Source organism: Sphingobacterium kyonggiense (genome assembly GCF_039536825.1).
GTDB classification, from domain to species: domain Bacteria; phylum Bacteroidota; class Bacteroidia; order Sphingobacteriales; family Sphingobacteriaceae; genus Sphingobacterium; species Sphingobacterium kyonggiense.
The window spans coordinates 97,816-111,821 of record NZ_BAAAZI010000004.1 but is presented as its reverse complement, the minus strand read 5'-3'; the positions used below and the strand labels follow the sequence as shown (position 1 = coordinate 111,821).

General features: G+C 39.4%; 10 protein-coding genes. 7 read left to right on the top strand and 3 right to left on the bottom strand.

Annotated features, from left to right (window positions below):
- Nucleotides 1-16 precede the first annotated feature (16 nt).
- The 4 genes from ABD676_RS01600 (at nt 17) to ABD676_RS01585 (ending at nt 3,862) form a co-directional block, all read left to right on the top strand.
- Nucleotides 17-532, top strand: coding sequence for a hypothetical protein (locus ABD676_RS01600; RefSeq protein WP_344672922.1), 516 nt, complete (start codon nt 17-19; stop codon nt 530-532).
- Nucleotides 532-1,566, top strand: a complete 1,035-nt coding sequence (hemE, locus tag ABD676_RS01595; protein ID WP_425565261.1) for a uroporphyrinogen decarboxylase — start codon at nt 532-534, stop codon at nt 1,564-1,566. The genes ABD676_RS01600 and hemE overlap by 1 nt, the downstream gene beginning before the upstream one ends.
- Nucleotides 1,567-2,779: 1,213 nt before the next feature.
- Nucleotides 2,780-3,331 (top strand): protoporphyrinogen oxidase HemJ, encoded by a 552-nt coding sequence (gene hemJ, locus ABD676_RS01590; protein WP_344672921.1) that lies wholly within the window; start codon nt 2,780-2,782, stop codon nt 3,329-3,331.
- A gap of 24 nt (nt 3,332-3,355) precedes the next feature.
- Nucleotides 3,356-3,862: a hypothetical protein gene (locus tag ABD676_RS01585; protein WP_344672920.1), complete on the top strand. Its 507-nt coding sequence runs from the start codon at nt 3,356-3,358 to the stop codon at nt 3,860-3,862.
- 17 nt (nt 3,863-3,879) lie between these two features.
- Here the strand turns inward: ABD676_RS01585 and ABD676_RS01580 are convergent, their stop codons facing one another.
- The 3 genes from ABD676_RS01580 to ABD676_RS01570 form a co-directional block, all read right to left on the bottom strand.
- The gene (locus ABD676_RS01580) at nt 3,880-5,310 is read right to left on the bottom strand and encodes an NAD-dependent succinate-semialdehyde dehydrogenase (protein WP_344672919.1); all 1,431 of its coding nucleotides are present in this window, start codon (nt 5,308-5,310) and stop codon (nt 3,880-3,882) included.
- Between the two features lie 117 nt (nt 5,311-5,427).
- Nucleotides 5,428-6,639 carry a bifunctional 3,4-dihydroxy-2-butanone-4-phosphate synthase/GTP cyclohydrolase II gene (locus tag ABD676_RS01575; protein WP_344672918.1) on the bottom strand — a complete coding sequence of 404 codons (1,212 nt, stop codon included), beginning with the start codon at nt 6,637-6,639 and terminating at the stop codon, nt 5,428-5,430.
- A gap of 85 nt (nt 6,640-6,724) precedes the next feature.
- On the bottom strand, nt 6,725-7,729 hold the full coding sequence (locus tag ABD676_RS01570) for a helix-turn-helix transcriptional regulator (RefSeq protein ID WP_344672917.1): 1,005 nt from the start codon (nt 7,727-7,729) through the stop codon (nt 6,725-6,727).
- Between the two features lie 88 nt (nt 7,730-7,817).
- On the opposite strand from ABD676_RS01570, the gene ABD676_RS01565 reads away from it, so the two are divergent.
- The 3 genes from ABD676_RS01565 to ABD676_RS01555 all read left to right on the top strand — a co-directional run bounded on the left by ABD676_RS01565 (nt 7,818) and on the right by ABD676_RS01555 (nt 13,984).
- The gene (locus ABD676_RS01565; RefSeq protein WP_344672916.1) at nt 7,818-10,280 is read left to right on the top strand and encodes a TonB-dependent siderophore receptor; all 2,463 of its coding nucleotides are present in this window, start codon (nt 7,818-7,820) and stop codon (nt 10,278-10,280) included.
- Between the two features lie 65 nt (nt 10,281-10,345).
- Nucleotides 10,346-11,536, top strand: coding sequence for a PepSY-associated TM helix domain-containing protein (locus tag ABD676_RS01560; protein ID WP_344672915.1), 1,191 nt, complete (start codon nt 10,346-10,348; stop codon nt 11,534-11,536).
- An 84-nt stretch (nt 11,537-11,620) separates the two neighbouring features.
- A complete protein-coding gene (locus ABD676_RS01555) occupies nt 11,621-13,984 on the top strand; it encodes a TonB-dependent receptor domain-containing protein (protein WP_344672914.1) in 2,364 nt (787 codons plus the stop codon).
- Nucleotides 13,985-14,006 lie beyond the last annotated feature (22 nt).

Below are 14,006 nucleotides of genomic sequence, written 5' to 3'. Positions count from 1 at the left end.
GCAAGATTTAAGGACGATGACGAACAATGCTCGTAAAATAGTAATCGCCATAGCGATTGCTTTTCTATTGTATGCGATCTATTCTAAGCATTACAACATTGCCGTATATATCTTTGGAGGGATTGCTTATTTGGTTTGGAGTTACCTCAAGGAAGGTACGGTTTATTTAGCAACCCAGGCATTCCATAAACAAGATTACGAAAAGACAAAATCGCTATTAGCCGAGATCAAGAATCCGGACCAATTGCGTAAAGGGCGTCGTAATTTTTATGAATTTATGATGGGCAATATCGCCTTGAAAGAGGAACGCATTGAAGAGGCGGAATACCATTTTCAATTAGCGTCCAGATTGCCTTGGCGCAAGGATAATGAAAAGGGAATGGTCTTGATCAATCTGGCAAATATTAATCTGCGTAAGCAAGATTACGAACGTGTAGTAGCCTACCTGGATTTAGCAGAGAAGTTAAAACTAACCGCCAGACAAGTATCCATTATTGAAAAAATTAGAAACGAAGTAAATAAACATATATAGTGAACAATTTAAAGAATGATCTACTGATCCGTGCTGCATTATCGCAGCCTACGGAAAGACCTCCTGTATGGATGATGCGTCAAGCAGGACGGTTTATGAAAGAATATTGGGAAATTAAGAACAAATATTCTTTCTTGGAAATGTGCAAAACACCAGAGATTGCGGCAGATGTAACCATGTTGCCGATTGATCTATTGGGTGTTGATGCTGCCATTTTGTTCTCAGACATTTTAGTAACAGCAGAGGCAATGGGAGGTGACCTTTCCTTCGAGCAAGGTGTAGGGCCGCGTTTTGCTAACCCGGTTAGAAACTTAAAAGATGCTGAAAACCTTTCCGTAGATTGTTTGGATAAATTGCAATACGTAGGCGATGCTATTCAAGTTATTCAACAACGCTTAGATGGAAAAGTGCCTTTGATCGGTTTTGCCGGTGCGCCTTTCACTATCTTGAGCTATTTGGTTGAAGGTGGTTCTTCTAAAGACTTCAAATTAACCAAAACCTTATTGAACAATGAGCCTGAATTAGCGCATTATATCCTTCAGAAAATTGCAGATGTAACCATTGCTTATTTGAATATGCAGATTGAGGCCGGTGTTAATGCCCTTCAATTATTCGATAGCTGGGCTTTGGCATTATCTTGGAATGATTACCAAGAGTTTGCCCACAAATACAATAAGTACATCATTGAAAACTTAAATCGTCAAAATGTGCCTGTCATCTCTTTCTGTAAGGGAAGCTCGGTGTTTGCACCTTTGATGGCAGAAACAAATCCTGATGTCGTATCCGTAGATTGGAATGCTGATTTGTTGAACATTAAAAAATCCTTGCCAAAAGGAATGGCAGTTCAAGGTAACTTAGATCCTTTCGTATTATATGCAGATAAGGCAGTTATCAAAAAGAAAATCCTTGATCTTTTTGAACGCATGCGTGGTGAAGAAGGATTTATCTTCAACTTGGGACATGGAATTATGCCAGACATCCCATTTGATAATGTAAAATATGCTGTAGAGGTTATCAAAGATTTCCGCTACTAAAATAAAAGAAAGCTGAACCCCAACCGGTTCAGCTTTCTTGCTTCTAAACCAAACTGAAGGATTCCCCAAAAATACCTTTACCCAAAATCCTGACGACTTTTTTCAGCTGCATTTATTTTACAAAACATGATCCCTTTTAAGGAATTGTACAGATTACTATTCCTTTGAAATTCCTTCTACTTAAGGCCCTATCAACCTCGTGTTTTCCTTCAGTTTGCTTCGAGAACCCTAAGGAATTTCTAAGGATTTAATACGGATCTTGTTCGGATCTCGTTCGCTTCTAACCGAACGAGATCCGAAGGAGTTCCGAACAAGTTCCGAAGGAGATCCGAATAAGTGACGAAGAAAACCCTTGTGAGAGACCGCTTCGCTGCTAAATGTGAGATATGAGATATGAGATAGAAAGGGAGTTAAATGTGGGTTATAAGTTGGGATTTTCCGTTTCATGTAGGGCGATGCATGCATCGACCGCTAATAGATAATATCCTAAACCTCACCTCTAGTGTTTGTTGTTTACATCCTGAATCGAAGATGAAGGAACTTTAAACAATGCATTTAGATTAAGTAAATAGGTTGAAATATAGTTAGTTAAAAGGCGGTCGAAGCATGCTTCGACCCTACAGTTAGGGGAATTATCTCCTATATTTTCACGATTGTTTGTAGGGTCGATGCATGCATCGACCGCTAATAATCAATACCCAAATACCTTAATTCAAATCTTTTTTCAGTGTCCGAATTCTATTGTCTGAATTCTGTTGTTTTTCATAACAAATAACGGGCAGACATTCCGCTCGTTTTCATCGGGGATAAACCCCTCTTCAAACTCGCAGAGTACTGCCCCTACCTAGCGTGCTATCTATACAATTAACTAACCGCCCAATAGCCCGCCACGCGTAGGGGCAGCACTGAGCGCAGCGGAATGTCTGCCCGATTTAAAAATAGATGTGAGACCGCTTCGCTGCTAAATGTGAGATATGAGACCGCTACGCTATTAGATATGAGATGTGAGACCGCTTCGCTGTTAGACGTGAGACAACAGACACAAGCCAGCAAAGATTAACTCTTCAAATCTATTTGATATAGATGTTGATTTTCTACGATTCTGTATGTGCTTTCCTTTGAGTTTTCTAGTATATCATTAGATTTTCAAAACTTGTGTCATATAATCATATTTGATTATAATATTCCTATTTTTGAAGTTTATTACCATAAAATGCTTTATTTATACGCAAAATCGATCCATATTATCTTTGTTGTTTGCTGGATGGCTGGATTGTTTTATATGCCTCGTTTATTTGTTTACCATACGGAGGCCAAACAGAAATCTGATTTGGAATACCAGGTATTGCATAAGCAATTCATCACTATGGAGAATCGTTTGTGGTGGGTTATCACGACGCCTTCCATGTACTTGGTGGTTCTATCTGCGTTGGTTATGCTGTATGTTAGTCCGGGTTTGTTGAGTATGGGGTGGATGCATGTGAAGTTGAGTTTTGTTGTCCTATTGATCATCTATCATTTTATTTCTCAAAAAATCATGTATAAGCTTCGAGATGGTGTTTCCACATGGACATCTACCCAGTTAAGGCTCTGGAATGAGGTTTCTACCATTATCCTTTTTGCGATTGTCTTCTTGGTGGTGTTAAAATCTGCCTTAGGATGGGTCGTGGCTGTAGCGGGATTGGTAGGATTGGCCGTATTATTAATGATTTTGGTAAAACTCTATAAACGATATAGAAAATCGAAAGGTGAACAAGTTGACTAGTTAGCTGTTTAATAAGAAAATTATATGAAGAAGCTTTTAACACTCTGTATTGTCCTATGTTTTATGGCATCGGCAAAGGCGCAGGACCATAAATGGGCATTTGGTTTTTATGGTGATGTGCAATTAGAAGATGCGGCTTACGACGCCAGTTTTGGTGTTCAAGGACGCTATGATCTGGATGTCAGGCAATCTTTGCAAGCTCAAGTTCATGGACGCGGTGATTATATCGCTTTGGGAGCAGATTACCTGGTTCAAATCTTCAATAAAGAAAAATCAAAGTTCAATATTTTCTTAGGACCTGGTATCAGTCAGGATTTTTATACCTATGAGTTCACGAAAGATGGTGAGGTTGAAGGACCTATTCGTCGTAAGGAAAACTTTACCAAGGCTGTTGGGCAAGCAGGATTAAGCTATTACTTCCCTGAAGTCGATCTTTCTATTTACGCGGGATACAAATTGAAATATCAATTTAAAAATGAAAAAACCGAACCCAATTACTTGATGTTCGGTGTAAGATATCATATTTGGTAATGTTTTGGAGATTTATACTAATCTCCAAAACATAGATATTTTATTTCCAGGTATTCCTCCAAGCCATATTTCGAGCCTTCTCTACCTAATCCAGATTGCTTTACCCCTCCGAATGGAGCAGAAGCATTGGAAATTAATCCAGCATTTATTCCAACCATACCTGCCTCTAGCTGATCGGCAACTCGGAAACATTGTCTTACATTTTCACTGAAGAAATAGGCTGCCAATCCAAAAGGAGTATCGTTCGCTAAAGCTATTCCTTCTTCTTCCGTCTTAAATTTAAACAAGGCACAAATTGGTCCGAAAGTTTCTTCCTCTGCCACCAAGCTGTCCGGGCTAACATTGGATAAAACGGTAGGCTCATAGAACAATCCTGTTATTGCTTTTCCACCGGTTTCTACTTTTGCTCCTTTTGCTATAGCATCTTCCACATGCTCCTTTACTTTATCCAAGCCTGCTTGATTGATCAATGGCCCTACTTGAGTAGGTTTCTTTAGACCATCGCCTACTTGTAATTTCTTAACGGCAGCGGTTAATTTGGAACAGAATTCGTCATATACTGCTTCCTGCACATAAAATCTATTGATAGAAACACAAGTTTGACCTGTATTTCTGAATTTCCCGGCTATTGCACCAGTAACTGCTTTGTCTATATCAGCATCGTTAAACACCAAGAATGGTGCATTTCCACCAAGTTCTAAGGATATTCTTTTGATGGTAGATGCCGCTTGTTCCATTAAAGTCCTTCCGACTTCGGTAGATCCGGTAAAAGATATCTTCCGGATCAGTTCGCTAGTAGCTAATTCCTTTCCAATTCCCTTGCTGTCCTTGGAAGTAATAACATTTAAAACGCCTTTAGGCAGTCCCGCCATATCCGCAAGTTTCGCTAGTGCAATAGCGGAAAAAGGAGTTTGAGAGGCCGGTTTTAATACCACGGTACATCCAGCTACTAATGCAGGTGCTACTTTTCTGGTGATCATCGCCAATGGGAAATTCCATGGTGTAATCGCTGCGACGACTCCCACTGCTTGTTTGATGGTCTGCAGATGAGCATTTCCGGCTAATGATGGTATGGTCTCTCCATAGGCTCTTTTTCCTTCTTCGGCAAACCATTCCATAAAGGAGTTAGCATAATCCACTTCAGTTTGCGACTCATTGATGGGTTTTCCGCTCTCTAAGGTCATGATCTCCGCCATTTCAACTCTATGTTCATTAATCAAATTGAAGAGCTTACGAACGATCTTACAGCGTTCTCCAACTGGGGTGGTGCTCCAGCTCTTAAAAGCCTTATGTGCGGTTTTTATATATTTCTGACAATCCTTTACCGTTAGATCGGGCAAAGAACCAATGGATTTTAGTGTAGAAGGGTTAATGACTTCGAAAGTTTTGTCTGATTCAACAAAAGAGCCATTGTGGTAAGCTTTCTCTATAAGAAGGGAGTTTTTCATGATACTGTATTTTTAAGGAGAACATCCTTTGAGAAGGAATGTTTTACTAAAATAGTGACCAGTAAGTCACAATTGAATTAAATAAAAATGGAGGCTTTCGACCTCCATTTTATATGTTTACAGATTGCTTAGGGTATGACCCATGCGATCTCTTTTAGTTTTCAAGTATTCTTCGTTGTATTGGTTGGGTTGAATTTCAATAGGTACATTATCTACGATTTCAAGACCATAACCAATTAATCCAGCTCTTTTAGTCGGGTTATTGGACATCAAGCGCATTTTGGTAACTCCCATATAGCGCAAGATTTGAGCTCCAACACCATAGTCACGTAAATCTGCTTTGAATCCTAATTGAAGGTTTGCATCTACGGTGTCAACACCTTGCTCTTGCAATTTGTATGCATGCAATTTGTTGATCAGCCCAATACCTCTACCTTCTTGATTCATGTAGACGATAATTCCTTTGCCTTCTTGTTGGATCATTTCCATTGCTTTATGCAATTGTGGTCCACAATCACAACGGCATGATCCAAAGATATCTCCTGTAACACAAGAGCTGTGCACACGTACTAATACCGGTTCATCTTCTTTCCATTCGCCTTTGTAAAGAGCTAAATGTTGTTCACCAGTGTTTTTCTGTGTAAAAGCTTTCATTTTAAAGTCGCCCCATAGCGTTGGCATATCTACAGCAACCTCTTCTTGGATTAAGGTGTCGTGTTTTAAGCGGTATTCAATAAGATCTTCGATACTGATGATTTTCAGGTCAAAGCGTTCAGCAACTTTAATTAAGTCGGGAAGTCTAGCCATTTCACCATCATCTTTCAAGATTTCAACCAATACCCCAGCAGGTTCAAATCCTGCTAAGCGAGCTAGGTCGACCGATGCTTCGGTATGACCAGTACGGCGCAATACACCACCATCTTTTGCAATTAAAGGGAAAATATGTCCTGGGCGTCCTAATTCTTCAGGACGGATATTAGGGTCAATTAAGGCTTTGATTGTTTTGGAACGGTCAGATGCGGAAATACCAGTCGTACAACCATAACCTTGTAAATCTACAGAAACCGTAAAGTTTGTTTCATAGACTGCGGTGTTCTGGTTAACCATCAGGCCTAAGTTCAGCTCACGACAACGTTCTTCAGTTAATGGAGCACATACAAGACCACGGCCATGAGTAGCCATGAAATTGATGATTTCAGGGGTAGCATTACGAGCGGCAGTAACGAAATCACCCTCATTCTCGCGGTCTTCATCATCAACTACGATAATTACTTTTCCTGCTCTTATATCTTCGATTGCTTCTTCAATCGTGTTCAATTTGATATCCATCTGTTTCAAATAAGTGTACAAAGGTAACGGTAAATTGGGACTTATTTATAAGTAAGTTGTCATAAATATGCTTATTGAACGCCTCTTAGCTATTTTTACTGCTGCTAATTGTTGCATTCCGCACCTCCTTAGGGCGAATACCGAAATGATCAAAATAAAGCTTGCTGAAATGATGTGGATACTTGAATCCAGCAAGAAAAGCTATTTCTTTGATTTCTAGATTTGTTTTCAATAAAAGACCTTGTGTATATTCCATCCGCTTTCTACGTATATAAGCAAATACTGTTTCCGAGTATAGCTCTTTAAAACACTTTTTTAGTTTGAATTCATTGATTCCGAATTGTCGGGAAATTTGAGCTAAGTGTAAGTCTTGAGCAAAATTGATGTTTAGGAAGGATTTTATTTCCTCCAGAATACGCAGATCTTGTTCAGGCCATTCCACAAACTTTAATCGATTGCAAGCACCACAGAAAACAGATAACAGCAGTTCAATAGCTTTGGATTTAATGAAATCAACGGCGAATTCTGATCTATAGGTATGAGTCAATAATTGTTGAATGATTTGCTCTTGTTGTGGCTGAATCAGATTTGCCTTTCGAAAAAGCGTACAATTGCTCAACTTGAAATGATTAATCAATTGGTCTTTATCATATCCTTGGGAATGCAACAAGGCAAGTAGGAACTCTTCCTTAAAATACAGCTCCAATACTTTTCTGGAATGCGTATAAGTTAACTCGCCTTTGGTGTTTTCCATGAAGATGAATTGGAAATGCTTAGCCGGTATTTCAATAGGTTCACCATGGTAATTGTGAAAATAGGAGTGACCCTCGAGTTCAAACTGCACTTTTATAAGAGGTTTGCCATGCTGAACTAATAGTTGAAAGGGGTTTTCCAAGTTCCACTCATAATAGAAAATATGTAAATCCGGATATTGGGAAGACCAGACCTGACCATCAAAACAGGAATTCTCCACCTGCTTTTTCTTCCATCCATGCAGGTTGTTCTTAGGATCATCTTGCTGGTACATGTCCGTTTGGATGGTTTTTCCAAATAGATCATCCAGTACTACGCGCTTTAAATTATCCTTCATTTGTTATCGTTTATCCCTTAGCTGTTATTCCTGCGGTAACAAAAATAATACTTTTGCGCAGTTGTTTATAATTATTCTAAATAAGTTTATGTATAAAATTTTTACTTTGAAAGCTTCCCTAGCTTTTTTATTAGTCACACTATTACCGATTTGGTTGTTTGGACAATCAATAGGGACAATTAACGGAGAGGTTATCACCAAAGACGGTAAAGCGCTCGCTTATGCCTCTGTCCGAATAAAGGATACTAAAATTAGTTCTTCGGTTCAAGCTGACGGTCATTTTTCTTTACAGGTACCAGCTGGCCATCATGTTTTTCAAGTTACTTATGCCAATTATACAGTCTTTGAAGAAGAAGTGGATGTTAAATCGGGTGCAGTTCTGGAATTAGCAAAGATTGTAGTTCAGGCCAATTCGACTCAATTACGAGAGATTGTTGTGTCGGATATACAGCGGAATAAATTTGCCCGTAAGGAAACGGAGGGCGTGGCGAAGATGCCTTTAGCAAACTTGGAGAATCCGCAAGTATATAGCGTGGTTACCAAGGATTTGATGATGGAATTGGGGGCTACGGATTATATTTCAGCCTTGTCTCAGAGTCCAGGAGCAGTTATATCCAATGGTATTAATGATAGTGGTAACGGGATTACTATGCGTGGTTTTACCAATTCAAGTAATGCAAGCTCGGGTATGGTAAGAAATGGAATGCCTGTAAGCTCAAGGGCCGTATCTGAGGTGTTTAATCTGGAAAGAGTAGAGGTGATTAAAGGTCCGTCTGCCACTTTATTTGGAGCACAGACTCCAAGCTACGGCGGATTAATTAATAATGTAACGAAAAGGCCATTTGAATCTTTCCGAGGTGAAGTAAGCTACCTGACAGGCAGCTTTGGGATGAATAGATTGACTGCTGATGTCAATACACCTTTAAATGAAAACAGAACCGCACTTGGTCGCTTCAATGTGATGGGAACATTGAATAATTCTTTCCAGAACGAAGGACGTGAGCGATCAATGGGATTTGCCAGCAGTTTGTTGTTTAAGGCCAATAGTCGTTCTACTGTACGCTTCGATATGGATATCTATAATACGACCAAACCTTTGGTTGCATTACTTCGAAATACCAATAAGCTGTCCTATACAAATATGAAGGAATATCCAATGCCACATGATCGCTCCTTTACTTCAAATGATGTGGCAACAGCCCGTAGCAATATCAATATTGGAGCTGAATTGGAATATAAGTTATCCGAGAATTGGACTTCACATACTTCTTATTTATTTAATAATACCGGAGATAAGGGTTCTGTCTTTATGGTGCCAATGATCGTTGATGATCAACGTGTGGAACGCCGATACCGCATTTTTGATGATTATTCCTTGAACTTTACAGCTATTCAGCAGAACTTCAATGGGGCATATGAAATTGCAAAAGTGAAAAACAAAGTCTTGCTGGGATTGGATGCCACCCTATTTACGGATAAGAGCACGTATATGGTTCCATATTTTGCGATCCTGGATACAGTTCGTGTTACAGATCCGGTATGGAAGCCATTAACTAGAGCGGATGTTGATGCTTCTAGACCAAAACGTAGTCATGGGGATGGTGTAGATGAGAGTAAATACCAAGTTTACAGTGCGTACGTATCGAATGTAACTAATATTTCAGATCGACTATTTGTGATGTTAAGTGCTCGGGTAAATGCTTTCCGACAAGGATCTCTACGCCAGTATAATCCTGGACAACCTGAAGTGCGTGATGAGAACGGTAAAATCGAGCAAAAGGAGACCAAGCCATCTTACAAAGAAGTGGCTGGTTATAATCAAGTGAATGTTTCACCTAAAATCGGGATAGTTTATCAACCGATAAAAGATCAAGTTTCCGTTTTTGCCAATTACATGAACAGCTTTAGAAATATCCCTCCTTCGCAAGGGATTTCTAATCCCTTGGATGATAATTCCGCTCCAGAATTACAAAAATGGAAACCGGAACAAGCCTATCAATTTGAGGTGGGAACAAAATTGGAATTGTTTGGTGATAAACTGAATGCGACCCTGAGCTACTACGACATTACAGTTAAGGATAAGTTGAGGACGGTGTTAAATGACGTGAGTGCTCAAGATGGTGAGTTAAACAGTAAGGGTTTTGAAGTCGATATCATTAGTAGCCCGGTGCGTGGATGGAATATCATTGGGGGTTATGGCTACAATGACAACAAATACACGAAAAGCGAAGCAAACTTAGTTGGTAAAAGATCAGCATGGTCTCCAAAGAATGTCGCCAATTTATGGACATCCTATAAGTTTTTAGACAATGGTCTTAAAGGCTTGGGATTTGGCGCTGGACTAAACTATCAAAGTGAATCGATCATGAACATACAGGATGATTTTTACATCCCTGCAAGCACGGTAGTTAATGGTTCTGTATTCTACGATCAAGCAAAATATCGCCTGGGGTTGAAATTCAATAACCTGACAAATTTGAAATACTGGGATCTTTATGGGAAACCACAAAAGCCATTTGAATTCCTGGCAAATATCTCATTTAAATTCTAATCCATAAATCATAGGTACGAGTTGTTCTGGGTGAAAGCCCAGGCAACTTTTTAACATTAAACAAGATGCCTGAATTTCAACTCAAAACAAAACCTAAGCAAGCGACAGTTGCGACAAAGGTTTCTGCCCCTGCTAAGAAAAAGGGAAAAAAATGGTTTACAAGATTAAACGCCTGGCTGCATTTATGGCCAAGTATTGTTTCTGGACTTATTTTGGTTTTCGTTTGTTTGACGGGAACCATTATCGTTTATTGTGATGAGTTGTTGGATTTCTCAGCAGGAAAGGCTACTCATGTAAGCATCGGGAAAGAGAAAGTAACTTCAGACCAAATTCTGGGGGCAATACATCAAGCAGATTCAAATCTGCAAATATCTGAAGTGGTATTCTTTCAAGATCCAAGTCGTTCCATCCGGGTGAGAGCTTTCCATAAGGAGTCGGAAAAGTTAAACTTTGTCTATGTAAATCCTTATACCGCAGAGATCCTGAAGATTGATTATACAGGACATTTCTTTTACATCACAGCCCATCTGCATTCCAATATGTTGATGGGGAAAGTAGGAGGTTGGATTGTCACCATAGCGACCATCATCTTCTTTATCAGCTGTGTGACAGGATTAATCTTATGGTGGCCAAAACGATGGACCAAAAAGACAAGACAAGATAGCTTCACCGTAAAGTGGAAAGCTAAATTCAAAAGATTGAATTACGATCTGCACAATGTCTATGGTTTCTATTCCTTACTCCTTTGTTTCGTACTGAGCTTGACAGGGCTGATCATTTTCTTTCATCCCTTAGGTGAGTTAATCGTTGGCTCCTTTGGTGGTTCAGCTGAGCATATGGAGAAGGTGTTGCCCAAGGTTCAGGAGGAGAAGAAATCAGTTGATTATGCACAATTGGCTTACCAGAGCTTGGAAGAACACCCTGATAAAAAGAATGCTGGTATATGGGTCTATGGATTAAAAAAGGTCGGGGCCTATGATTTTAGGCTAGGTGTTAGTGGTCTAAAGAGTACTGAAAACCTAAAACATGTGGTTTATGACCGTTATACCGGAAAGAAAATAGATGTGGAGCAGCCCTATATCATTCACGAAGAGGTGGAGAATACCGTATGGCAACTGCACATGGGGCAATGGTGGGGACAGTTTGGGAAGCTGTCTACCTTTCTTGCAGGAATTATCGGGACATCATTGCCAATTACAGGTTTCTTAATCTGGTGGGGGAGAAGAAAGAAGAAAAAAAGACCTGTACGGAATTAATATCTATACTATGAAAAAACAAGATTTTATTATGCCAAAACTAATTAAACTATGCTATTACATCAGAAATTATTCTTGTTTTTTATGTTTTTATCCAGCTTGGCTAATGCGCAATCGGGAATAAAAGCCCAGGTTGTCAACGAGGACAATAAGCCAATGGCTCAAGTAAGTATTCAAGTTCAAAATAATAAAAGTCAACTCGTAAAAGAGCTTACAACCGATACGGATGGTTCGTTTTCCATCAATTTACCAAATGGAAATTACACGCTCAGATTAAGTTACTTGGGTTATGAGGATACAACCATAAATGGAATTGTAGCGGAAAATAAATGGACGGATTTGTTGCAAGTTGCTTTGCATCCAGATTTGCAGGTGATAGATGCGATCACCATTAAGGCTAATAAGCCGCTAATTGAACAGAAGACAGATCGAATGGTTATCAATGTGGCTAATTCGGTTCTATCAGATGGGTTGACCGCCCTGGAAATATTACAACGGTCACCTGGCCTAAATGTGGATGATGATGGCAATATCATCATGCGTGGGAAATCCGATGTTGCGGTCATGATCAATGGTAAACTTTCCTACCTATCGCAGAAGGAATTAGTAACCTTATTGCGTGGTACATCATCTTCATCCTTACAGAGTGTAGAGTTGATCACCAATCCTTCAGCAAAGTTTGACGCGCAAGGCTTAGGGGGGATCATCAACATCGTGATGAAGACGGAGAAGAGAAAGGGAATTAACCTTTCATTGAATGGCTTTGGAGGTGCTGGGAGAAAGGCGCGCTATGGCACTGGGGTTAACATGAATGCACAAATAAATTCATGGAATTTTCAAGGCTCTTATGAGCATGCATATAGAGGTGAGGAAGAATACCGAAGTTTTGATCGCTTTTTTGAATCACGATGGTCAGAGCAATACTCCAAAACATCGGAGCCACTAAAAACGAACAACCTCAAGGTTGGTGTTGATTTTATACCTAATGAAAAGACCAATCTGTATTTCCTTTGGTCTGCTGGGTTTGGAACATATGATAACTTCAATCAAGGTTATAACAATATCTTGTTGAATAATGGTCAGATGACTTCTAATTCTTTGACAGATAATACCAATCTGAGCAAATGGAACAATCATAACCTAAGTCTAGGATATCAACAGCGCATGAACAGTAGGGATGATCAGTTAAGTGTTGATATCGATGTGATGAAAGCCGACTTTGATGCCGATCAATTGTTGATTGCTGATTTTCAAAAAACAGCTACCCAAAATCCATACTTGTCCAAACGAAAGAATAAAACACCTTCAACAACTAAATTATTGGTTGCTAAAGCCGATTATTTGATGCACTTATCCAATAAGCATCGACTTGAATTTGGCGCAAAGAGTAGCTTTATGAATGCAGATAATAATGCGATTAATGACACATTACGGGCGAATGAGTGGGTACAAGATCTACATACAAGCAATCACTTCTTGTATGAGGAACAATTGCATGCTGCTTATTTGAACTATGGTATGGAGGCTAATGATTGGCGTCTGCAAGCAGGTCTGCGTATGGAGAATACCGATGCCCTAGGGAATCAATTGACCAGTCAATTAAAAAATCCTAAAAAATATACAAATTGGTTTCCGAGTTTAAGTCTTGGAAAAAAAATTAGTGATCAGCATCAGCTGCAACTTTCTTATAGTAGGAGGATTAACAGGCCCGATTATGACGATTTGAATCCCTTTCGATATTATGTGGATGCCTTTGTCTATTTCGTGGGAAACCCTTTGTTACAACCCGAATTGGCGAATGGCTATGAGTTGAACTATAGTTTTAAAAATAATTTACACCTATCCTTATTTTATACCGATGTGAAGGATGTGATGACCTCAGTTTTAACACAGGTGCCAGAGGAGAATTTGACTATTCGTACTGTTGCAAATGTCAAAGGGTTTAAGAATAAGGGGATGAATTTGAATCACTCTTTTAAGCCTACAAACCTCTGGACGAGCATTAACAATTTGAGTTTGTATGAGAATTATTATTTCGGGGCCTTTAATCAGGATGTTATTGATAATCGGGGTTGGAGTTTGAGTGTTCAATCGAATAATAGCTTTGCCTTGCCTAAGCAGTGGACAGTAGAGTTGAATGGACAGTTTAATTCAGCCGAATCCGACGGGGTATTTAAAAGGAAGCCTTCTGGATTTGTATCCTTGGGTTTGCAAAAGAAATTAATGAACGATAAGCTGACATTAAAATTAGTGGGCAATGATTTGTTTAAAACCATGCAATATCAAACCACGTCCAATGTGGGTTCGGTAAGAATGAATCAGAACTTTAATTTGGATTCCCGGACGTTTATCTTCTCCTTAAGTCTACGTCTTGGGAAAGAATTGAAAGGACCTGCTAAAGATAAAGGACCTTCGGAGGAGCAAAGCCGAGTTCGAGGAGGGTCTTAAAATAAACTATAAAAGCAGAATA

Bases quoted from the DNA above. Each gene is read 5' to 3' on its own strand.
- ABD676_RS01560 (WP_344672915.1), top strand. From the start codon at position 10,346: ATGCCTGAATTTCAACTCAAAACAAAACCTAAGCAAGCGACAGTTGCG.
- ABD676_RS01585 (WP_344672920.1), top strand. From the start codon at position 3,356: ATGAAGAAGCTTTTAACACTCTGTATTGTCCTATGTTTTATGGCATCG.
- ABD676_RS01570 (WP_344672917.1), bottom strand. From the start codon at position 7,729: ATGAAGGATAATTTAAAGCGCGTAGTACTGGATGATCTATTTGGAAAA.
- ABD676_RS01555 (WP_344672914.1), top strand. From the start codon at position 11,621: ATGTTTTTATCCAGCTTGGCTAATGCGCAATCGGGAATAAAAGCCCAG.
- hemJ (WP_344672921.1), top strand. From the start codon at position 2,780: ATGCTTTATTTATACGCAAAATCGATCCATATTATCTTTGTTGTTTGC.
- ABD676_RS01565 (WP_344672916.1), top strand. From the start codon at position 7,818: ATGTATAAAATTTTTACTTTGAAAGCTTCCCTAGCTTTTTTATTAGTC.
- ABD676_RS01575 (WP_344672918.1), bottom strand. From the start codon at position 6,639: ATGGATATCAAATTGAACACGATTGAAGAAGCAATCGAAGATATAAGA.
- ABD676_RS01580 (WP_344672919.1), bottom strand. From the start codon at position 5,310: ATGAAAAACTCCCTTCTTATAGAGAAAGCTTACCACAATGGCTCTTTT.
- ABD676_RS01600 (WP_344672922.1), top strand. From the start codon at position 17: ATGACGAACAATGCTCGTAAAATAGTAATCGCCATAGCGATTGCTTTT.